The following is a 22,281-nucleotide window of genomic DNA, read 5'->3' as shown; positions in this document are numbered from 1 at the left end:
ACTTCTTTATGTATTTAAAATTATTTATATATATCTACTATAAGTCCTGCTATCTCGTCTATCGTACTAGCTACTTGCAATTTTTCTTTTTCTTCACTTAAAAGAGCTTGTGTAAGTTCTTCAAGCTTATTATCAATAGTTTCAACAGTTATAAAATATTGTGTTTGCCAGAAACTTATGTCTCTTTTTACAGAATACATATAATTCAATACAGATTCAAGATATTCACGTATCATGTTTTTATAGGCTCTAACATCCGCATAGCATTTTGTTATACTAAGCCTATTCCCCTTCTTTTTTATATCATCCTGCATATTTTTTAAGTCCTGTTCAGATTTTTGCTGCTGTGCAAAACTGAAACTCTGGGAAAAGTCCTTTTTCACTGTTACTTGTTTACTATTGTTACTTACAGGTGTACTGCTTTTTCCTCTTGCTCTAGAAATCTCCATATCTTAACCCCCATAATTTTTATACCATCTTACCATACACCTATTGTAACAAAATATATCAAAAAAATAAATAAGCAGCCTAAAATATATTATTAGCGGCTGTAAATTCAATACAAGTTCTTTGACATTTTTTATTTTTTATGCATATAAATTTCCAAATATCCAACACCAAGAACCGCTTATATATATTTTAGACTGCCTTGAATATGATTTTCTCTCATATCCAAAGTTATTATGTGCTTTTTCTAATTAAATATTCATTATTTAAAATATTTTTTTGAAATTTCAATATAATGCTCTGCATTTTTACGTATTTCCATTTTCTCCTCAGGGGTAAGTTTTCTTATAACTTTAGCAGGACTACCCATTACAAGTACTCCTCTTGGTATTTTCTTTTCTGAAGTAACAAGACTATTTGCCCCTATAATAGTTTCTTCTCCTATTTGTGCATTATCCATAATAATTGCACCCATACCTATAATACAATTATCATTAATAGTACATCCATGAATTATAGCGCCGTGTCCTACTGTTACATTATTTTTAATTTCTACTCCATTATCACTGTTATTTGCATGAATCACTACTCTATCTTGGATATTAGTTCCTTCTCCCACTTTTATATAATTAGAATCTCCTCGTATAACAGCAGAAAACCACACACTACTATTTTTTTCTATAGCTACATCGCCAATAATATCTGCACTATCAGCAATAAAAACAGAAGAATGTATATTAGGAATTTTACTCTCATAATTATATATCATTAATAATCACCTTCTAATTATTATTTTCTAGTATTTTGTTCACACTATATATAAGTATTTTTTCTATATATAGTATCATATAAATTTTTATTTACAAAATAGTTCTTGAATTAAAATCCAATTTATTTTATAATACATATACAATATATAGTGTTTATTATTGGTTTTGTCACTATATATAGTATATCAGTGGAGGAATTTTGATGGAAGACTTAAAAATACTATTTAAAAGATTTTATACCAAGGAATTGGAGAATTCTAAAACAAAAACTGTATATGACTTGTTCAAGTGGAAAAAAGTTGATGTTAAAATAATTGATCACAAAACAGGCGAAGTACTCACCGATATGAAAAATCTTGAATTTCCATATAACTACTCTCAAAATGCATGTGACATAATAGCTTCAAAATATTTTAGAAAATCAGGAATTCCAAATGAGTGTGGATATGAAAACAGCATGAAAATGGTAGCACATAGACTTGCTTTCTTTTGGTGTGAGTCCCTTAAAGATGAAAAAATCATAAAAACTGAAGCTGAAGCTGCTATTTTTTATGATGAGATTGTTTATGCATTTTTAAATCAAATGTATGCTCCAAACTCTCCTCAATGGTTCAACACCGGCTTATCCCTAGTATATGGAATAAAAGGAGAGCCACAAGGGCACTTTTATTATGATACAAATCAAAAGAAGGTACTCCCTTGCAGCGATTCTTATACACGAACTCAGGCTTCTGCTTGCTTTATAATTTCTATTGAAGATAAACTTTTAGGACCACACTCCATATCCGAACAATATGTAACAGAAACAAAGTTATTTAAAGGCGGTTCTGGAACTGGAACAAACTTTTCTACTATAAGAGCTAAAGGTGAAAAGCTATCAGGAGGAGGTGTTTCTTCTGGTCTAATGAGCTTTTTAAAGGGACTCGATAGAAATGCTGGTGCAATAAAATCAGGTGGAACTACAAGGCGTGCTGCAAAAATGCTCTGTCTAAATGTAGATCATCCTGAAATAGTAGACTACATAACTTGGAAGGCAAAAGAAGAGGATAAAGTAAAAGCTCTTGGAAAAATGGGATATGATGCTAGTTTTGAAGGAGAGGCTTATGAAACTGTATCTGGTCAAAATGCAAATAATTCCGTTATGCTTTCAGATGAATTTATGAAAAAAGTTTTGAACTTGAAAAATAATCCAGACGAAACCATAGAACTCAAGGGAAGAATCGACTCTTCTGTAAACAAAATAGAAAAAATTTCAAACATATGGAATGCCTTAAACAAATCATCCTTTAGATGTGCTGATCCGTCTCCATTATTTTCAGATCGTTTAAACGCTTGGCACACTTGCCCATGTGGTGAAGATGGTAAGCTTGATGCCTCGTACAACAAAATAAATTCTACAAACCCTTGTGGAGAATATGCCTTCTTAGATGATACCTCCTGTAATCTAGCTTCAATAAATATATATAAGTTTTACGATAGTGAAAATAAAACCTTCGATCTTGAAGGCTACAAGCATATAATAGGTTTAGTACAATTAATTCTTGAAGCCTCTATCCATTGGGGGCAATTTCCAACAGAAGATGTAGCAAGAAAAACTCACCTCTTTAGAACAACAGGTCTTGGAATTTCAAACCTAGCTGCTCTTTTAATGGTAATGGGTTATCCTTATGATTCAGATAACGCACGAGCTGTGTCTTCTTCACTTATTGGTATCCTTACAGGCTATTCCTACTATATTTCATCCTTAATGTCAAAAGAAGTAGGTTCCTTTGAAAAATACGATATAAACCAAAAATATATGCTTAGGATTCTAAGAAATAGTGCAAGGGCTGCTGGAAGTATCACTTCGCCTTTTGAGTCTTTAAATTATGAACCTCTAAAAGTAAATCATTCTGTTCTCTCAAAGGAGAATTTAGATTATATTGGTTACGAACTAAAGAAAACTTGGAATCTTACTCTTGAAGCTGGCGAAAAATACGGTTTTAGAAATGCTCAAGTATCCGTTATGGCACCAACGGGAACTATTTCCTTTGCAATGGACTGTGCCTCAACCTCAGTAGAACCATTTTTCAGTCATGTCATTTACAAAAAACTATCTGGCGGAGGTTACATGACTTTAACTAATCCTTTAATAGAAGAATCTCTAAAAAATCTTGGATACTCGGAAAATGAAATAAAAGATATAACCGCTTATATTTTAAGAAAGAAAACAATAACAAATAAAGATGGTTCAAGGTATGACACTATACTAGATGGAAAAATAGAAGGTGCACCTCACTTAAAGAAAGAACATCTTGCTATCTTTGATACCGCAAACAAGTGTGGAAAAGGCGAAAGATTTATAAGTCCAATGGGACACATTCTAATGGTAGCCTCAATAATACCTTTAATTTCAGGCTCTGTGTCAAAAACAGTTAATCTTCCTAAGGATGCCTCCATTGATGATTTCAAGAATATAATAATAGACTCTTGGAAGTTTGGCGTAAAAGGTATAACTTTGTACCGAGACTCTTCAAAAGAAAGTCAGCCTCTTAATACAAGTTTAAGCGAGGATAGTGCTACTTCTCCTGAAGATATGACTTACAGTCAATTACTAAATATAGTAAAGGATAGCACCCCTCAAAAATATATGAAACGAGAGAGAGCTGTAGGCATAAGAAATGGTAAAACTCACCCTGCTCAAATAGGTGGTATAAAAATATATACAACTGTAAACAGACGTGATAATGGCGAAATGTCTGAAGTATACATTACAACAGATAGAGAAGGAACTTTAATAATGGGACTTTTAAACTCTCTATCCAAATCCATATCCGTAATGCTCCAATATCATGTTCCACCTAAAGATATATCAGAAATGCTTCGCGGTCAGAAATACGAACCTTACGGCTTTGTACAAAAACATCCATACATTAAATATGTAACATCAATTTCTGATTTAATAAGCAAAATAATAGACATAGAACTAAACGACTTTACAAGATGCCAAGTAAAACCGGAGGACTTTAAATACATTAAACCTGAACTCCTAACAAGGGAAGAAAAACCAAAAGTAGAAAGACGCTATGACATAACCTGCCCCAACTGTTCCTCAACAAGAATGACACAAAATGGAACCTGCTACGTCTGCCTAGACTGCGGAACCACCACAGGATGTAGCTAATCCTATTGGGGTTTGGGCTTTAGCCCATGTCGAATCTTGAACCAATAAACACCGTCTCCACATTAAACAGGAGACACTCTTACTACTTTCTCTGCATGGGGTTTGGGCTTTAGCCCATGTCGAATCTTGAACCAATAAACACCGTCTCCACATTAAACAGGAGACACTCTTACTACTTTCTCTGCATGGGGTTTGGGCTTTAGCCCATGTCGGATCTTAAACCATATAAACACCGTCTCCGCATTAACATGAGACACTCTTACTACTTTCTCTGCATGGGGTTTAGAATGCTACTTCAAGTTTTTATTAATAAAAATTCCAAGTAGCATTTTTTATATTAAAAACACAAAAAACTTTATTTTATTATATAAATATAGAGAGGTTTGAACCTAAAACAGATTCAAACCTCTCTATTTAAATGTAATATATTTCAATCTAAACACACAATTTTAATTAACATAAAACTAATAACCTTATCAAAATAGTTTCTCTTTTACTTATAGTAAAGGCTTTCCTTCTTACTTTTACTAATTTTCTCGTGCCTTTAAATATAAGAAACTTGTATTTTTAACCATTTTAATTTATAACATACATTTATTTTCCAAGTGATGCTTCTAATTCTTTTACTATTTCAGCATGTTTTTCTTCTGTTAATTTGATTTTAACAAAGAAGATGATAGCGGAAATTATCATTAATGCTGCTGGTAAATAGAAGGAATACATTTTAAATGTTGTGATACCTTTTGCTGTTATATCTTTAGCTTGTGCATTTCCAATCATACCACATGCTACTGATATGAAACCAACAATACCATTTGATAATGCACCTGCGATTTTATCTAATAATGGACGAAGAGATAATGTTACTGCTTCATTACGAACTCCATTTTTCCATTGTCCATATTCAACTGAGTCACTTATTGTCATAAGAACTGATAAGAAAATCAATTGGTATGGGAAATAGAAGAATACTAAACCTACAATAATAATTGTCATTGCGCTTGCTGATCCTATAGAAAGTAATCCATATCCAATTATCATTGATACTATACCGATTATATAAACATATTTTCTAGAAATAACTTTAGTTACAAATGGATATAGTGGAACAGCTATAATACCACAGATTGCAGAAACAATACCTACAATTGAGAAGGCTGCTATGTTACCGATTACATATTGGAAATATAACATTAACACAGCTGTTGTAGCTACATATCCAATAGCAAATAAGATGTATGCTAAAGCAAGCCACATTAATTGATCGTTTTTAGCAAGTGCACTAAATATATCTTTAAGCGAAGATTTTTCTTTCTGCTGACGTAAAGCACTATCTTCTTCCTTTGTTCCAAGCGCTGCTATCCAGCTTGTAACACCATAAACTATTGCTGCTATTAAACCAAAAGCAAACCATCCACTAGCCGCTTGACCAGTATGACCAGTAGCCATTAATGTAAAGAAAGAAACTATAGGAACTACTACTAATGTTGTTCCATTTGCTCCTAAAGAAGATGCGAAACGAGCAAATGTTGCTAATTTTCCACGTTCTGCTGAATCCTCGCTAAGTGCAGGAATCATTGACCAAAACGCTATATCTTTAAATGAATAAGTGCAATCTAAAATTATAAAAACAATTATGAATACGATTGTAAATAAAGTTTGATTACCTGTTGCTAGTCCAAAGAAGTTAGTAAACAACATTGCTAGACAAACTGCACTGACTGTTCCTCCAACACAAAGCCATGGACGAAATTTTCCCCATTTAGTTTTAGTATTATCTATAACTCCACCTATTATTGGATCAAAAACAATCTCAACAAGTCTAATACCTACAACTAATGTAGTAACTAAAGCTATCATCTTTGCTTGAACATCCTTCGGTGCTCCGGTAAACATTGCTTTTGTAACGAAAATCATAAAGTATGTTGATAATGTTGCGTAATAAATATCATGTCCAAATGCTCCCAATGCATATGAAATTCTTTGTTTCATTGTATATTTCCTCCCTTATATTTTTGTATTTATGATTTTTATAGAAAAGGTTTTCTTTTTTACTCTTTTATTCTATCAGATATTTTTTAATAGCACAATAGTTTTTTGTAAAACGTTTTCTATTTATCATAAAAACTTTTTAAATAATGACTTAAAAACTGCATATTTACATTGATATCAATAGTATATATATTAGATACTTAACAATAAAATGATAAAATTTAAAACTTTTTAAAAATATAAAAATGCAGAAAACTCTTGAGAACATATTTTTTATCTGATATATTAATATATATAGAAAAGGTTTTCTTAAATTCGTTAAGATATAAATTTGGGAGGAATACTTTTATGGAACTAAATAAATTAGAAGAAATATTTCAAACTATATACGGAAAAAAGAATGAGTTCTCTTTCTTTTCACCTGGTAGAATCAATCTTATAGGTGAGCATATAGATTACAATGGCGGCCTAGTATTTCCATGTGCATTAGATTTCGGAACCTATGCTCTTGTTAATTTAAGAGAAGACAATAAATTAAATTTCGCATCTACAAACTTTGATTTGAAAGTAAGCTGTGATTTAAACAATTTAGTATATACAAAAGAAGATGATTGGGCAAATTATCCTAAGGGCGTAATAAAAATAATGTTAGACAAAGGTTATACTGTTAAAGGTATGGACATACTTATAAGCGGAAATATACCTAATGGTGCCGGTCTCTCATCTTCAGCTTCACTTGAAGTACTAACTTCTGTAGTTGTAAATAATTTATTCAACGATGGAAAAATAGATAGAGTAGAATTAGTTAAAATATCGCAAATGGCTGAAAACGAATTCGTAGGTGTTAATTGTGGTATAATGGATCAATTTGCAGTTGGTATGGGTAAAACTAATAAAGCTATTCTATTAGATTGTAACAGCTTAAGTTATAAATATGCTGACATGAATCTTTTAGATTATTCTATAGTAATAATGAATACCAACAAGAGAAGAGCTCTAAATGAATCTAAGTATAATGAAAGAAGAGCAGAATGTGAAGAGGCTTTAAAAATAATACAAACTAAAAAGCCTGTAGCTAATCTATGTAAATTAACTCCTGAAGAATTTCATGAGGTAGAACCTTTACTTACTAAAGATAATATAAAAAACAGAGCAAAACATGCAGTATATGAAAATGACAGAGTAATAAGTGCTTTTGATTGTCTTAACGATGGTAAATTAGAAGAATTCGGAAGACTTTTAATGGAATCACATGATTCTTTAAAGAATTTATATGAAGTTACAGGAAAAGAACTTGATTCTTTAGTTGAAGAAGCTTTAAAGGCTGAAGGCTGTATTGGCGCAAGAATGACTGGTGCTGGTTTCGGTGGCTGTGCTATAGCCCTAGTAAAAACTGATAAGATAGATAGCTTTACTGATGAAGTAAAAAAAGCTTATACTGAAAGAATTGGATATGAACCAAGCTTCTACTCAAGTGGAATAGGCAACGGAACACATCAAATATATTAATTTCAAAAATTCAAGGATGATTTCAAGTTTACTGAAATCATCTTTTTATGTTAAGTATAAAAACTTTTACTCTAATATAAACCTGCTCTATCTTCTTTATAAAGCCATCCAACATCTTCAGCATAATCAAATATGTCTTCTAAAGAAATATCATACCTATCTTTAAAAAGTGCTGGATTTTTAAAACTTTCTATAACTTCCCTTTCTAAATTATTATTTCTTATTTCTTCCTCAAGAACTAATGCCTCTAAATATGTGCTACCTATAAGTTCTCTAACAACATTGTATCTATAACTTTTATCTGTACATATATAAAGCCTACAAATTACAGGTCTTTTATCATAAATAGCACATAAATTTTCATCTGTAATAAAAATACAAGCTTTGTCTTTTTTAACAACATATTGATCAAAATCTCTATAATAATTCTCTTTTTTAACTAACTTATTCTTTACAAACTTGGTAGCAAGCTTATCATCATTATTTACTAGTCTGTTGACACAAACATTATCCATTTCTACGGACCAAGACTTTTTACAACAACTTTCCCTACAGCTACTACAAGGAAGTGGATTACTATTTAAAAATAAATCAATCGCCTCTAATAAGTCCTTTACCGTAGAATTCTTCTCTATTTCTTCATAATTTACTTTACCTTCATTATCTAATATTAATTTCATTATATGTTCTCCTTACTATATCTAAACTACTTTTTTTACAATATTAATATAATCCTGTACATACTTAGGCAAATATCCTTTCCTTCTGTATACTGCAAAAAGTTTAGTAGTGATCTTTGGTTTACCTATTGAAAAATATATAGGTGTATTTTCTAAATCAGAATACTTAAAATGAGTTTCCAATGCAAAAGAAACACCAAAATTGCAAGCTGCTAAACGAATGCCACATTCTACACTTCTCGTTTTAAGTACTACCTTAGGCTTTATTTCAAGCTTATCAAATATATCTTTTTCCATCTCTCCACTTTTCTGATCTGTATAATTAACTATAAAATTGTCATTCTTGAATTTCTTGATATCAATCCAAGGAAAATTACACCCTTTAATTATTTTTCCTTCTTTTGCTAAAGGATGATCTCTTGAAACTACTAATGTAATCTCCTCATTTTTTAAAAGCTCGCACTGAAGCATAGGATTATCCTTTGAGTAGTTAAAAATCGCCACATCCACTTCACCATTGCTCACTAACCTGTCTAATTCGTTTGATTCTGTCTCTTCTAAAAAATTCACCTCTACATTAGGATAAATTTCCTTGAATTTAGGGATAGTTTGTGGTATTAAATATGGGCTTCTAACTATTGAACATGCTATATTTAATCTACCTTTTTTTTGGTTTACAATATCAAAAAATTCATCATCTAAATTTTTCTTTATTCTCAATATATCCTTTGCACATTCTATATATCTTTCACCTGCATATGTTAATATAAAATTATTTCCCATTCTATCAAAAAGCCTAATGTTTAAATTTCTTTCAAGATTCTGCAAATACTTGCTTAAAGATGGTTGAGATATATACAGTTCTTTAGCAGCTTTTGAAATACTATTATTTTTAGCAATGGCTAAAACATATTGCAATTCTTTAAAGTCCATTCTTTATCCCTCCAAAATATAGCTTAAATGCATAAAAAATATAGAAAATATGTATTAGCATTACATTTATTATTATTATATACTAAAGTTAGATTCAATTTAAAGTTTTTTATTACAATATTAAGCTATAGGAGGTTAGATTAGACTTAACTTATGAATGTCGGAACATGAATTTTGACAGTTGTATCTTATAAGTCCACTGATTCCCTATAACGTATGGGGGGAACTAATATGAAAAAGGGATACGTGTATATAGCTCTAACAACTATTATTTTCAGCACCATGGAAATTGCATTAAAACTTGTTTCCAAGGATTTTAATCCAATACAGCTTACTTTTACTAGATTTTTTATAGGTGGCCTATTTTTAATACCCTTTGCCTTAAGTGCACTTCGTACAAAAAAAATATCTATTTCACGTAAGGATTTAGGTTACTTCGCCTTTTTGGGCTTTTTAGGTACATTTATAAGCATGGGACTGTATCAATTAGCTGTCCAAAATACCAAAGCCTCAGTAGTTGCAGTACTTTTTAGCTGCAATCCCGTTTTTGTTACAATTTTAGCCTTCTTTCTTCTAAGCGAAACTATTCACAAAAGCAATATTGCAGCTTTGATTTTTGAGGTTATTGGTACTATAGTAATAATAAATCCTTTAAATACAAAATTAAGTGTTTTGGGTATTACGCTTACAATAGCCTCAACTATAACCTTTGCAGCATACGGCGTTTCTGGAAAAAAGAAATGTACTAAATACGGAGGAATAGTTGTTACCTGCTTTGGTTTCTTATTTGGAAGTCTTGAAATGCTTATTTTAATTGGCCTAACTCATATTACTCCAATTGCAAATCTACTCTATAATAACGGTATGAAGGTGTTTTCAAATATTCCTTTATTTACAGGCTACACTTTAAAAACACTTCCCATTGCAGCCTTTATTTGCATTATTAACACTGGTGTTGGCTTTGCTTGTTACTTTAAAGCGATGGAAGAAACCTCCGCTCAAACTACTTCTTTAGTTTTCTTTTTCAAACCAATACTTGCTCCAATACTTGCATTAATTATAATTAACGAAAGTATTCCTCTTAACATGACTATTGGAATTTTGTTTATACTTTTAGGTTCGCTTTCCTCCATTTTACCCAATTTATTAAGTCAAAAACAATCTAAATTAGGGAAAACAGCTTAATATAATAAGGGCAGTAGACAGTCAAGCTGCCCTTATTTATATTGTCATTTTTTATACGCAAAAAAAATAGTCTTGAATTTTGTCACATCCCCTTTTCCTTCAACAGAAACATATATAGCCTTAGACTCTTCTAGTCCTTTTATCTTAAAGACATCTCTATAATCAACTGTTCCAATTTTCTCTCCCACTTTATAATTTCCAAAATCATTACTTAATAAGTAAGTATTCCCATTAAAATTAACAGTATCACTACATAAAAAGTAGTACTCCAAATATTCATCATTATGTTTTACTATTACACATTTATCTGATTCAACTCCACTTTTTTCATATATACCATCATTACTACAAAAATTTCCTATTTGCTTTCCTCCTTGAAGCTTGGATATGTCGTGTTCAAACTTTTCTCCTACTAAATAAATTCCATGTCCTCTCCATATAATTGTCATAGGAATTGGATTGGTTATATATTCGTTATCTATTTTATAATCAGTTTTTGAAGTTTTTCTATTATTGTCTATTAGAGGACCATTTTCAGCTTTTAAATTTTCATGCTTTGAATGTAAGTTTACATCTTTAACCCTTGAAGTATGTGAATTGTTACCGCTTCTAAATATTATAGTAATAAACACTAAAATAATTATAGCTAATGCTATAATTATTTTTATTTCGTTTAGCCTTTTCCAAAAACTCATAATATTACTCCCAAATATACAAACAAGACATACCTAAATTAAAATCCACTTGATTTAGGTACATCTCATTTATTTTTTACAATTTAAATGCAGCATCAAAACCGCTTCTTACAGCTCCCTCAACTCTTCCTACAACTTTAGCATCTCCAATTATTCTTACATTCTCAAACTCATCTTTCAATAAATTCACCAGTTCATTATTAGATTTTACGCCTAAAGATAGTACTACATAGTCCACTTTATAATCTACAATTTCATTTTTATTAGTGTCTTCTAATTTAACCCCCATGTCTGTTACTTTAAGGAGCTTATTTGATGGCATATAATTAACCTTGTACTTTTTCAGTTTATCCATTGCATCTAAATAATGCTGTATATAAACTCCCTTTCCAATAGCATCCTGCATCTCAATAATTGAAACTTCATTTTTATTTTCACACAAGAACTCTGCTGCCTCAAGTCCAGAGGCTCCTGAGCCAATTAAAGCAACCTTTTTATTTGTAAGCTTAATATTACCACCTAAAAGCTGATCTATAGTTAATACATTTTTTCTATCTACACCCTCAATTGATTTTGGAACTACTGGACTACCTCCTGTGGCAATGAACACTGCATAAGGCTTCAAGGCTTTCAATTTATCTACAGTAGCCTCAGTATTTAGTTTAATTTCTACTCTAAGTTTTTTAAGCTGTATTTTCTCGTATTCAATTATCCAATCAATTTTCTCTTTTCTTGGCGGTTTATCTGCAACATTAATTTGCCCACCTATTTTATCTGCTTTTTCTAAAATCACTGGTTTAAATCCTCTAATTGCAAGTACCCTTGCTGCTTCAAGTCCAGCTACTCCAGCCCCTACAACTGCTACCACTCTTCCCTTACCATTTTTATTGAACTCTTTATACTGAAGTTCGTGTGCAGCCCTAGGGTTTACTGCACACTTTATTGGTCCAACATTAGGGATAACTTGACTTAATAAAGTTTCAAAGCAAAAAGTACAGGAAATACAGCGATTTATATCTTCTTCTCTTCCTTCTGCCGCCTTTTTAACCCAATTTGGGTCTGCTACTAAAGCTCTTCCGAGTCCAACAAAATCCACTAACCCGTCCTCTAACATTTTTTCAGCAAAGGAGGGCTCTTTAATCATATTAACAGCTATTACTGGAATATTTACAACCTCTTTTATGGCTTTAATTCTTGGTGTTCTGCACCCTTGATCATAGGTCATAGGTTCTGATAAGGAATTAAAAGTTTCATAAATTCCATTTGAAACATTTATAGCATCTACTCCTATTTTTTCAAGTTCCCTCGATACTTTAACTCCTTCATTTAAATTAAAATACTCTCCTTTAAATCCATTCAAATTTAATAATTCATCTACTGTTAAACGCACACTTATTGGATAGTCTTGTCCACAAGCATTCTTTATACCTAAAACTATTTCCTTTACGAAGTTAAATCTATTTTCAAAGCTTCCGCCATATTTATCTGTTCTTCTATTTGTATATGGACTTAAAAATTGTGAAATTAAATATCCATGTGCTGCATGAAGCTCTACTCCATCTACTCCTGCCTTTTGGGCTCTTTTGGCACCACAAACAAAATCTTTAACTAAATTCTCTACTTCAACAGTCTCTAGCTCACGCGTATTTTGTTTACATACATTGCAAGGTACAGCACTTGGTGCTACAACTGGCTTATCTCCATTTAAATTAGAGTAAGTTTCTCTACCTGGATGATGTAATTGTACAAAAAACTTTGTTCCTTCTTTGTGTAATGCATCAACTAATTTTTTCAAAGGTGCTATATGTTCATCCCGTGCAACAGATACCTGACACTTTGCAGCCACACCATTTTTATCATTTATTCTAGTATTTTCTGCAATTATAAGTCCAACTCCACCTTTTGCACGCTCTAGGTAATATTCTGTTACATCTTCCCCTACGGTTTGATCTTCTTTTGCTGTTCCAGTTGCTAAAGCCATCATAATTATACGATTTTTTATTTCTAACTTTCCTATATTGCCATTTTTAAATAGTTTATTATACATAATTTATTTTAGCGAGGAAATTATACTCCTTCACTAAAACTCACCTCTTTCCTCTTAACCATTAAAACTACACTTATTACTATATTAGAATATTATCCGTATAATTACAATACTTTACCATAAGCCCTAGTTATGGATTTTCTTCAAAATAGAATCTCTCGCCTGTTTGTTTATTATAATAAACTCTTAATTTTCTTCCATCTGATGGATCAATTGTTATTTCCTCCGTTTTTTCGAATCCCGCTGGAATTTGTTTCCCATGATTTTTATGATACCTTTTATCAAAAACTAAATAAGTTATTATAGCTAAAATGATCATACCTATTATAATCATAAAATAAATCAGCCCCACTATCTCCATAGGTTTTATTCCTTTTCAACTATTACGGCAGTACCATAGGCAACTACTTCACTCATTGTCTGACCAATTTCACTTGAATCAAATCTCATCATTATAATTGCATTGGCATTCATAGCTGCAGCATTTTTAACCAAACGATCAACTGCTTGCTTACGTGTATCCTCAAGTAAGGATGTATACTGATGAATTTCTCCTCCTATTAAACTTTTAAGACTTGCCATAAAATTCCCTCCGAAGCCTCTACTTCTTACAACTAATCCAAAAACTTCTCCTTTTACCTCTTTTATTTTATACCCAGCAATATTTTCAGTAGTAACAATTATCATTAACAATTCCTCCTTAAAAAACTATATATTTATTTTATCAATTATATATCATATGTACCCACCTTACAACATAAATATCTTTAATATAAAAGGGGCTGTTGCAAAACTAAAAAATAGTTTTGCAATAGCTCCTTTGTTGTATATAAAAAATGTGAGTTCCGAAGAACTCACATTGATTGTATAATTAAATTATGAACGTAACTAAATTATACACAAAAAATTATAATCAATTTAATGATAATTTGCAACTTATATTACCATTAAATTTAGAAAACTTAATACCAGAAGATGATTCGGTTCGTTTGCTAAGCTATTTGTTGGAGGGATTAAATTATAAAAAATTGTACAAGGCGTATTCTTCCGTAGGAAGAAAATCAGCAGTTGAACCCAAAATCATGTTCAAAATAATATCTTATGCTTATTCTCAAAATATTTATTCAAGTAGAAAGATAGAAAAAGCATGCAAAAGAGATATAAATTTCAAATGGCTACTTCAAGGCTTTAAAGCACCTGATCACGCTACTATAAGTAGATTTCGAAAAAAATATCTTTCAAATGAAGTGATTGAAGATTTATTTTATCAACAAGTTAACTATTTAGCTAAAGAAAAAGAATTATTATTTGAAAATGTATTTATCGATGGTACTAAAATTGAGGCAAATGCCAACCGATATACTTTTGTTTGGAAGAAAGCTATTTATAAAAATGAAGGTAAGATGTTTGATAAAATTATTGCTCTTGTTAAAACCATTAATCTTGAAAGATTAATGAAATTCACTATTGAGAGAGAAACTTTGATTGATGATATAAACAAAATTCTTCAATGGCTTTTATTTGAAAAAGAAAAAAGAAATATAGAGTTTGTTCATGGAATCGGTAAAAGAAAAACTGCAATTCAAAAGTGGATAGAACAACTATCACAATATAAAGAAAGACAAGAAAAATATAATTTAAGTAAGAAAATATTTTCAAAAAGAAATAGCTATTCTAAAACTGATACTGATGCAACTTTCATGCATATGAAAGATGATCATATGAGAAATGGTCAATTAAAACCTGCCTATAATGTACAAATAGCAGTTGATAGTGAATATGTAACTGGTGTTGGAGTATTTGATGATAGAAATGATATAGCAACATTAATACCAATGATTACTAATATGCAAGAAAAAATTGGTCATAAATATACTAATGTGATTGCAGATTCTGGTTACGAAAGTGAAGAAAACTATTTGTTTTTAGAGTCTAATAATCAAATACCATATATAAAACCTCAAACTTATGAGAAATGGAAAAAAAGAAGTTTTAAAAACGACATCAGTAAGCGTGAAAATATGAAATATGATGTTAAAACAGATACATATATTTGTCATAATAATAGAAAATTATTCCCATCATATATTATTCATAAAAAATCTGCAAGTGGGTATACGTCTGAGGTTACTGTTTATGAATGTGAAAATTGCGATAACTGCACTTTGAAATCAAAGTGCACAAAAGCAAAGAATAACCGAAAAATGCAGGTTTCAAAGACTTTTATTAAAAAGCGTCAAATTTCATACAACAATATCAAAACTGAATTGGGAACTAAATTGAGAATGAACAGATCTATTCAAGTTGAAGGTGCGTTTGGAATTTTAAAAAGCGACTATGAATTCAAAAGATTTTTAACACGTGGAAAAAATAGTGTAAAAACTGAATTTATTTTGCTTTGTTTTGGATATAACATTAACAAATTACATTTAAAAATCCAAAATGAAAGAACTCAAAAGTATCTTCACGAATTAAAAACTATTTCCTAATTATGGAATAATATAGTTAGGTTTATTTTAGTGCGTCAAAATCTCATGGAAATTCAAATAATTAATATAGTATTTAAAATATTAGGCAATTTTATAGCTTAAACAAAAAAAGAGCATCGCTCATGATTAATTTTAATCATTTTGCGACACTCCCTTTTTCTAATTTAGAAATTTTGTTATCTTGATGAAATATCACAGTAATTATACTTTTATGTAAAATCATAAGATAACGTTATCAGGTTTTACCATGGCATTCCAGGATAAAATGCCATTATAGATGTATTCATAAATGCTATACCTAAAAATAATATGCCTATTAAAAACATTGAAAACATTAATTTATGCTTTTTAAAAAACAAATACATTCACTCCTTTTCTACTTATATTAACTTTGCGCTAAACTCATATATATCTTCCAATGAGTTAATATCTCTTTTATCCAAGTAAAATCTTATTAATTTAAACATAATTTTAAAATTAATTTTATCCTTTTTACTTGAAAGAATAAAAAATTCATTTTTCACATCTGCCATTTTTGAATTTTCGTTCTGCTTAGCATACATATCAATTAAATCTAATAGAATATCATCTATTAAAAAATAATATGAATACTTTTTAGAGTACTTTAACGCTTTTAAATAATGTTCCTCCGCTTTTTCTAAATCAGATAACTCTCTATATACTTTTGCTATTTCAAAATACATGTTAGGTAATAATTTAAACTCTTTGCTAATATTAGCTAAGTTTTTCAAAGTACTTTTTAATATCTCCCTTGCTTTTTCTTTTTCTGAAAGCTTTATATAAAGTTGTGCTAAATTTATGAGTATCATTAAATATTGTTCATTAGCTTTTTCGTCTATAACACTTAGTATCTCATTACATATATCCAAACTCCTTCCATAATTTTTAAGTGCCTCAAAGCAAGCTGCTTTTTGCAAAAGTACTTCATAATATTTTTTCTCATTTACTTTTTTTATTACCTTTTCAAGTGTGCACAATTTTTTTAATGCCTTATAATATTCTTCTAGTTTTATATAACATAGTGAACTATTAAAAAGAAATATACATGTGTATTTATCATCCATATCATAAAAGCGTTCCAATGCAACTTCACAACATTTAGCACCATAATCGTATTGACCCATATAAAAATACACCATGGATAGTTTCCTAAAAATAGGCACTACGTTATCAGTAGGCATGTCTATATTTATTAATGATCTAGCTTTTTCATAATAGATAGAACTTTTATAGAAATCATTCATACTACAAAAATAATCACCAGCTAGTTCAAAAATAGCTATTTTTTTGTCTTTGATATCCCAATTTACTAAAAACGCTTCTACCTCATTTAGTTTGTCAATAAAACTTATGTCTCTATATACAATCAAGTCTTGCAATTCTTTTATGTACTTTTCTAGTACTTTATCTGCTTGTGATACTTCATCTTCTATTAAATAATCTATATCTTCTTCTATTTTTATATTCTTTTTTGTGCAAATTTTTTCTAGATTTTTTAACATTACCTCTGCTGCGTGCCTTGTAAGATTAGCTTTTCCATGTTCTATCTGACTTATAAGGTTTCTAGTTATGTCATTTCCTGCCAAGCTATCTTGATTTAGTTTGTATTTTTCTCTTAACCTCTTAAGTTTAACCCCAATAGGCAGTATCTCATAACTCTCCATATTAATTCTCCTTACTAATATCAACTCTTTTTATAATTATACCACCATTTTATGTAAATTCAACCATATATTTAAAAAAGTTCCTTTTTATTTGTATAAAAAAAAGAAGGATAGAAATCCTACTTTCCATCCTTCTTCTTTGCTCTATTTGGTTTCGCTTTAGGCTTTATAACCATCTTTTTTTCTGAACTTCTTGTGCCTTTTCCATTCATTTTACCTGTTTTACTCCATCCTATTACATCAAAGAAAGCATACAAGCCAAATAAGAATAGTGCCATAGTAATATAATATCCTATTTGTTCTATCTGAAATTTTGAAGTTCCTATCTTTAATCTACTTCCAAGTAAATTTGAAGCAAAAAACATAACTACTATAAAAACTAATATAACCCATCTATTTAACTTAGATATAAAGAAAGGTTTTGTAATGTTGTAAATTGTCATTACACCAATCATTAATACAAAAAGTATTATTAAAGTTTTAATACTAAACGCCATACCTTATTTCCCCCTTACATTTCTTCAACTACATCTATCCCTATAAGTTTAAGTGAATTTTTTATAACTATCGAAGTTGCCTCAACAAGAGCAAGTCTTGCATTCTTTAACTTTTCATCAGCTGTATTTGAGATATTATACGCATTATAGAACTTGTTAAATGCCTTTGCAACTTCTATTGCATACCTCGTTATAACTGATGGTTCAAGTCTATCTACAGCATGTAAAATAACATCGTTAAAATTCTTAAGCTGTTTTACTAAATCAAATTCAACATCTGAAACAAGCTTACTGTAATCTACACTTTCTTTTGCTTCTCCTAGTTTTCTTAAAATACTCTTAGCTCTAGCATAAGAATATTGAACGTAAGGACCAGTTTCTCCTTCAAAGCTAAGCATTTCTTTCCAATCAAATATTATATCTCTTTCTCTTCCGTTTTTAAGATAAGTGAATATAACAGCTCCAATTCCAACTTTCTTAGATACTTCTTCTTTATCTTTAAGTTCTGGATTCTTTTCTTCTATTATTTCCCTTGTTTTTTGAACTGATTCTTTAAGTAAATCTTCAAGGAATATAACAGCTCCATTTCTTGTTGAAAGCTTTCCTTCAGCAAATCTTACAAGACCATAACCGACGTGAATACAATCCTTAGCCCATTCATGACCTGCAAGTTCTAAAGTTTTTAAAAATTGCTTAAAGTGAAGTGATTGTTCAAGTCCCACAACATATATACTCTTATCAAAATTATAAGTTTCTTTTCTGTATTCAGCAGCTGCTAAATCTCTTGTTGCATATATACTTGCACCATCAGCTTTCTTTATTATACATGGAGGCATATTGTAATCTTCAAGCATAACAACCTTAGCTCCATTGCTTTCTGTTAATAATCCCTTATTCGCAAGTTCTTCTTCAATTTTATCTAATTTATCACTATAGAAACTTTCTCCTGTATATGAATCAAACTCAACTCCAAGTTCATCATATACCTTTTTAAATTCTCTCAAGCTTAAATCCTTAAATTTTGTCCAAAGCTCTACCTCTTCTTTTTCTCCATCCTCAAGCCTCTTAAAGTACATTCTTCCTTCATCTTCAAGTGCTGGATTCTTTTCCGCTTCCTTATGGAATTTCACGTATATCCTTAATAATTCCTTTATAGGATCCTTATATAGGGCTTCTTCATCACACCATTTTTTATATGCAGATATAAGTTTACCAAATTGTGTTCCCCAATCTCCAAGGTGATTTATTCTAACACAATCATAACCTGCCATTGAAAATATTTTGTATAAAGAACTTCCTAATACTGTACCAAACAAATGTCCCACATGAAAAGGTTTTGCTATATTAGGAGACGAGTATTCTATAAGTACTTTCTTTCCCTCTCCAACCTTCATTAAACCATAGTTATCCTTTTCATTTAAAACCTTTTCTACAGTTTCACGCACAAAATCGGCTTTATCAACAAAGAAATTAAGATATGGTCCTAAATTTTCTACCTTCTCAAAACCTGATTTGTCTATTTTTTTACTTATATCTTCTGCTATAGCATTCGGAGCTTTTCTCAAAACCTTAGCAAATTGAAAACATGGAAGTGCAAAATCACCCATATCTTTTTTTGGCGGTACTTCTATAATCTTATAAAGTTCCTCAACATCCATACCGATGATTTCATTAATTCTTTCAGCTATTATTTTCTTGTAGTCCACAATTTTACCTCCTTAGATTTTAAATATAAAAAAAACGTCATCTACATAACTGCAGAGACGATTATATTTCGCGGTACCACTCTGATTGACTTAAATTAAATAAGTCCACCTTAAAATTTTAACGCATTTAGCGGTTTACACATCTCCATGGTTCTATTTCACATGTATAACTACTTACTGAACTCACACCAAACATCAGCTCGCTTAAAATATTAACATGCTACTTTCCACTTCATAGATTTTTATATCATTATTATATATTATAACAGCATTTATTATACTTTACAATTTAATATTAATCAATATCCTTATTCTCATAAACAACATTTCCCTCTATAATTGTATATATTGTTCTTGTAAATACCTCCATAGGATTGCCATCAAAAATAGCAATATCTGCATCCTTACCAACTTCAATACTGCCAACTCTATCTGCTACATTACATATTTCAGCCGCATTTATAGTTATCGCCTTAAGTGCTTCTCTTTTGTCCATTCCTTCTCTTACTGATAGTCCGGCACAAAGCGGAAGATACTGAATAGGTACAACAGGATGATCCGTTATTATAGCAGTTTTTATTCCTAACTCAGATAACACTCTTGGTGTTTTAAAGGTTTTATTAGCCACTTCATTTTTCGATCTTGATGTAAGCGATGGTCCTACAAGAACTGGGAATCCACTTTCTTTAATCTTTTCTCCTATTAAATGTCCTTCTGTACAATGATCCAGTGTAATTTTAATTTTAAATTCTTTCGCAATCCTTATAGCTGTTAATATATCATCAGCTCTATGAGCATGAATTTTAAGAGGCATTTTACCTTCAATTACTGGAACCAAGGCCTCCATTTTTAAATTTCTTTCAAAACTTTCTTCTTTTTCTTCTGCCTTTATTTTCTTATTGCTGTAATTTTGAGCCTCTAAAAGAGTTTGTCTTAAAAGAGCTGCCGTTGCCATTCTTGTAACCGGAGATTTTCCCTTATTTCCATAAACTCTTTTAGGATTTTCTCCTAGCGCTGCCTTAACCGCCGAAGGATTAAGCAGCACCATATCATCTACGCATTTTCCATAAGTTTTCATAAAAACAAATTGACCGCCAATTACGTTTGCGCTTCCTGGTCCTGTCATAACACTAGTAATCCCACCCATTACTGCATCTCTAAAGGCTGAATCCATTGGATTTATTGCATCTATTGCCCTAAGCTCTGGTGTGATTGGATTAGACATTTCATTTATATCAAGTCCTACCTTTCCTATATCCTGCTCATCAATTCCTATATGTGTATGCGCATCAATTATTCCAGGGAATACCATAAGGCCTTTTGCATCAATTATTTCCATATCGTCAGTTTCTTTTATATTACCTGCTACTTCAATTATTTTTCCATTACTTATTAAAACACTTCCCTTCTTATAATCTTTATTTGTCATAGTTATTATGTTTCCATTTTTTATAAGTAACATATATTTTCCTCCTATCAATAATATATATATATTAAAACCTTGAAATATTTTCGATTTAATAATATAATAATAATCAATAACATTATATGCAGTTAATAAAACCACTTTAAGAGTTAGCAAACGTTTTATTATAGGTTATAACTCAATATGGAATTATACATATATATCTAATTATAAACTGTATATATAATTGTTTACAAATCATATTTTTATATTGAATATATTCAGTATAAAAATTACAAGGAGGAAAAAATGGATAATTTAATAGTTATTTTTCTAGGTGCATTACAAATAACACTACTAGACGTAGTCTTAAGTGGTGATAACATAGGTGTAATTGCATTAGCTACAAAGGATTTACCAAAAAGTTTGGCAAAAAAAGCCTCCTTTATTGGAGTTATAGCTGCTGTTACACTTAGAATTATATTTGCTTGTTTAATAACCTATATATTAATGATTCAATGGCTACCTATCAAATTAGTTGGCGGTATTATTTTAGTAAAAATAACTTGGGACTTTATAAAACCTCAGGGTGAAAATTCAGAAACTGCTAAAATACATAATTCACAAAAAATGATAACTGCAATTCAAAGTATTATACTTGCTGACTTTACAATGAGCCTTGACAATGTACTTGCTATTGCAGCTGCTGCTAAAGGACATATTGGTTTAATTGTATTCGGATTGATTTTAAATATACCTATAATATTTTGGGGAAGCCAGTACGTGGCAAAACTAATGCAAAAATACAAAATAGTTGTCTATATAGGTGGTGCTATTTTAGCTCATACATCTTTCTCAATGATATTTGAAGATAGACTTCTTAAACATATAGTTCCTCATTCTTTAGGAATTTTTCTACCATACGCTTTCGCTGCTTTAACTTTATTATATGGATTTATTGTACTTTCCTTTAGTAATAGTACAAGCAATAAAATTTCTAAAAAAAATCGAGATGAATCTGCAATAACAAAAACAAAAAAATAGCATTAAGCTGTTGTATAAATTTCATACAACAGCT

The 22,281-nt window shown here is 30.4% G+C and carries 18 protein-coding genes and 1 other annotated feature; of the genes, 5 read left to right on the top strand and 13 right to left on the bottom strand.

The genetic code is table 11. The features are described from left to right. Positions 1-20 precede the first annotated feature (20 nt). Positions 21-449 carry a YaaR family protein gene (locus CLFE_RS08365; protein WP_077895438.1) on the bottom strand — a complete coding sequence of 143 codons (429 nt, stop codon included), beginning with the start codon at positions 447-449 and terminating at the stop codon, positions 21-23. A 260-nt stretch (positions 450-709) separates the two neighbouring features. After that, positions 710-1,216 carry a gamma carbonic anhydrase family protein gene (locus CLFE_RS08360; protein WP_077895439.1) on the bottom strand — a complete coding sequence of 169 codons (507 nt, stop codon included), beginning with the start codon at positions 1,214-1,216 and terminating at the stop codon, positions 710-712. Positions 1,217-1,419: 203 nt separating this feature from the next. Between CLFE_RS08360 and CLFE_RS08355 the strand changes: the two genes are divergently transcribed. Further along, the gene (locus CLFE_RS08355; protein WP_077895440.1) at positions 1,420-4,380 is read left to right on the top strand and encodes a vitamin B12-dependent ribonucleotide reductase; all 2,961 of its coding nucleotides are present in this window, start codon (positions 1,420-1,422) and stop codon (positions 4,378-4,380) included. A 594-nt stretch (positions 4,381-4,974) separates the two neighbouring features. On the opposite strand, the gene CLFE_RS08350 is transcribed toward CLFE_RS08355, so the two are convergent. Further along, on the bottom strand, positions 4,975-6,372 hold the full coding sequence (locus tag CLFE_RS08350; RefSeq protein WP_077836027.1) for a glycoside-pentoside-hexuronide (GPH):cation symporter: 1,398 nt from the start codon (positions 6,370-6,372) through the stop codon (positions 4,975-4,977). Between the two features lie 348 nt (positions 6,373-6,720). Between CLFE_RS08350 and CLFE_RS08345 the strand changes: the two genes are divergently transcribed. After that, positions 6,721-7,881, top strand: coding sequence for a galactokinase (locus CLFE_RS08345; protein WP_077895441.1), 1,161 nt, complete (start codon positions 6,721-6,723; stop codon positions 7,879-7,881). 71 nt (positions 7,882-7,952) lie between these two features. Here CLFE_RS08345 and CLFE_RS08340 read toward each other — a convergent pair whose 3' ends face one another. Together CLFE_RS08340 and CLFE_RS08335 are read right to left on the bottom strand one after the other, a co-directional pair. Then, complete coding sequence (locus CLFE_RS08340; protein ID WP_207651428.1) at positions 7,953-8,561, bottom strand: YkgJ family cysteine cluster protein; 609 nt, start codon at positions 8,559-8,561, stop codon at positions 7,953-7,955. Positions 8,562-8,582: 21 nt separating this feature from the next. After that, the gene (locus tag CLFE_RS08335; protein WP_077895443.1) at positions 8,583-9,494 is read right to left on the bottom strand and encodes a LysR family transcriptional regulator; all 912 of its coding nucleotides are present in this window, start codon (positions 9,492-9,494) and stop codon (positions 8,583-8,585) included. A gap of 231 nt (positions 9,495-9,725) precedes the next feature. On the opposite strand from CLFE_RS08335, the gene CLFE_RS08330 reads away from it, so the two are divergent. Beyond that, positions 9,726-10,679 (top strand): DMT family transporter, encoded by a 954-nt coding sequence (locus tag CLFE_RS08330; protein WP_077895444.1) that lies wholly within the window; start codon positions 9,726-9,728, stop codon positions 10,677-10,679. A gap of 44 nt (positions 10,680-10,723) precedes the next feature. Here the strand turns inward: CLFE_RS08330 and CLFE_RS08325 are convergent, their stop codons facing one another. The 4 genes from CLFE_RS08325 to CLFE_RS08310 form a co-directional block, all read right to left on the bottom strand. After that, positions 10,724-11,374, bottom strand: a complete 651-nt coding sequence (locus CLFE_RS08325) for a hypothetical protein (protein WP_077895445.1) — start codon at positions 11,372-11,374, stop codon at positions 10,724-10,726. Positions 11,375-11,450: 76 nt separating this feature from the next. Continuing rightward, entirely contained in the window at positions 11,451-13,421 is a 1,971-nt protein-coding gene (locus CLFE_RS08320; protein ID WP_077895446.1) for an oxidoreductase, read from the bottom strand. A 130-nt stretch (positions 13,422-13,551) separates the two neighbouring features. Further along, complete coding sequence (locus CLFE_RS08315; RefSeq protein WP_077895447.1) at positions 13,552-13,782, bottom strand: hypothetical protein; 231 nt, start codon at positions 13,780-13,782, stop codon at positions 13,552-13,554. A 5-nt stretch (positions 13,783-13,787) separates the two neighbouring features. Next, positions 13,788-14,108: a heavy metal-binding domain-containing protein gene (locus CLFE_RS08310; protein WP_077895448.1), complete on the bottom strand. Its 321-nt coding sequence runs from the start codon at positions 14,106-14,108 to the stop codon at positions 13,788-13,790. A gap of 191 nt (positions 14,109-14,299) precedes the next feature. Here CLFE_RS08310 and CLFE_RS08305 point away from each other — a divergent pair, with 191 nt between their 5' ends. Continuing rightward, on the top strand, positions 14,300-15,910 hold the full coding sequence (locus CLFE_RS08305) for an IS1182 family transposase (protein ID WP_250944600.1): 1,611 nt from the start codon (positions 14,300-14,302) through the stop codon (positions 15,908-15,910). 380 nt (positions 15,911-16,290) lie between these two features. Here the strand turns inward: CLFE_RS08305 and CLFE_RS08300 are convergent, their stop codons facing one another. The 4 genes from CLFE_RS08300 to CLFE_RS08285 form a co-directional block, all read right to left on the bottom strand. Then, on the bottom strand, positions 16,291-17,595 hold the full coding sequence (locus CLFE_RS08300; RefSeq protein WP_077835791.1) for a helix-turn-helix domain-containing protein: 1,305 nt from the start codon (positions 17,593-17,595) through the stop codon (positions 16,291-16,293). 119 nt (positions 17,596-17,714) lie between these two features. Then, entirely contained in the window at positions 17,715-18,092 is a 378-nt protein-coding gene (locus CLFE_RS08295; protein WP_077895536.1) for a hypothetical protein, read from the bottom strand. 14 nt (positions 18,093-18,106) lie between these two features. Further along, positions 18,107-19,798, bottom strand: coding sequence for an arginine--tRNA ligase (gene argS / locus CLFE_RS08290; protein WP_077895535.1), 1,692 nt, complete (start codon positions 19,796-19,798; stop codon positions 18,107-18,109). Positions 19,799-19,848: 50 nt separating this feature from the next. Further along, positions 19,849-20,043, bottom strand: a binding site (T-box leader). 50 nt (positions 20,044-20,093) lie between these two features. Further along, positions 20,094-21,260 carry an amidohydrolase gene (locus CLFE_RS08285; RefSeq protein WP_077895534.1) on the bottom strand — a complete coding sequence of 389 codons (1,167 nt, stop codon included), beginning with the start codon at positions 21,258-21,260 and terminating at the stop codon, positions 20,094-20,096. Between the two features lie 252 nt (positions 21,261-21,512). On the opposite strand from CLFE_RS08285, the gene CLFE_RS08280 reads away from it, so the two are divergent. Then, the gene (locus CLFE_RS08280; protein WP_077895533.1) at positions 21,513-22,247 is read left to right on the top strand and encodes a TerC family protein; all 735 of its coding nucleotides are present in this window, start codon (positions 21,513-21,515) and stop codon (positions 22,245-22,247) included. The last annotated feature ends 34 nt before the right edge of the window (positions 22,248-22,281 follow it).

The sequence above is a fragment of the Clostridium felsineum DSM 794 genome, from assembly GCF_002006355.2.
In the GTDB taxonomy this organism is placed as follows: domain Bacteria; phylum Bacillota; class Clostridia; order Clostridiales; family Clostridiaceae; genus Clostridium_S; species Clostridium_S felsineum.
Note: the sequence above shows the minus strand (reverse complement) of the source record. Positions and strands in the feature narration are given on the sequence as shown.

What these genes read in the sequence shown, in the direction of transcription:
- CLFE_RS08365 (WP_077895438.1), bottom strand. Translation starts at nt 449, where the DNA reads ATGGAGATTTCTAGAGCAAGAGGAAAAAGCAGTACACCTGTAAGTAAC.
- CLFE_RS08360 (WP_077895439.1), bottom strand. Translation starts at nt 1,216, where the DNA reads ATGATATATAATTATGAGAGTAAAATTCCTAATATACATTCTTCTGTT.
- CLFE_RS08355 (WP_077895440.1), top strand. Translation starts at nt 1,420, where the DNA reads ATGGAAGACTTAAAAATACTATTTAAAAGATTTTATACCAAGGAATTG.
- CLFE_RS08350 (WP_077836027.1), bottom strand. Translation starts at nt 6,372, where the DNA reads ATGAAACAAAGAATTTCATATGCATTGGGAGCATTTGGACATGATATT.
- CLFE_RS08345 (WP_077895441.1), top strand. Translation starts at nt 6,721, where the DNA reads ATGGAACTAAATAAATTAGAAGAAATATTTCAAACTATATACGGAAAA.
- CLFE_RS08340 (WP_207651428.1), bottom strand. Translation starts at nt 8,561, where the DNA reads ATGAAATTAATATTAGATAATGAAGGTAAAGTAAATTATGAAGAAATA.
- CLFE_RS08335 (WP_077895443.1), bottom strand. Translation starts at nt 9,494, where the DNA reads ATGGACTTTAAAGAATTGCAATATGTTTTAGCCATTGCTAAAAATAAT.
- CLFE_RS08330 (WP_077895444.1), top strand. Translation starts at nt 9,726, where the DNA reads ATGAAAAAGGGATACGTGTATATAGCTCTAACAACTATTATTTTCAGC.
- CLFE_RS08325 (WP_077895445.1), bottom strand. Translation starts at nt 11,374, where the DNA reads ATGAGTTTTTGGAAAAGGCTAAACGAAATAAAAATAATTATAGCATTA.
- CLFE_RS08320 (WP_077895446.1), bottom strand. Translation starts at nt 13,421, where the DNA reads ATGTATAATAAACTATTTAAAAATGGCAATATAGGAAAGTTAGAAATA.
- CLFE_RS08315 (WP_077895447.1), bottom strand. Translation starts at nt 13,782, where the DNA reads ATGGAGATAGTGGGGCTGATTTATTTTATGATTATAATAGGTATGATC.
- CLFE_RS08310 (WP_077895448.1), bottom strand. Translation starts at nt 14,108, where the DNA reads ATGATAATTGTTACTACTGAAAATATTGCTGGGTATAAAATAAAAGAG.
- CLFE_RS08305 (WP_250944600.1), top strand. Translation starts at nt 14,300, where the DNA reads ATGAACGTAACTAAATTATACACAAAAAATTATAATCAATTTAATGAT.
- CLFE_RS08300 (WP_077835791.1), bottom strand. Translation starts at nt 17,595, where the DNA reads ATGGAGAGTTATGAGATACTGCCTATTGGGGTTAAACTTAAGAGGTTA.
- CLFE_RS08295 (WP_077895536.1), bottom strand. Translation starts at nt 18,092, where the DNA reads ATGGCGTTTAGTATTAAAACTTTAATAATACTTTTTGTATTAATGATT.
- CLFE_RS08285 (WP_077895534.1), bottom strand. Translation starts at nt 21,260, where the DNA reads ATGTTACTTATAAAAAATGGAAACATAATAACTATGACAAATAAAGAT.
- CLFE_RS08280 (WP_077895533.1), top strand. Translation starts at nt 21,513, where the DNA reads ATGGATAATTTAATAGTTATTTTTCTAGGTGCATTACAAATAACACTA.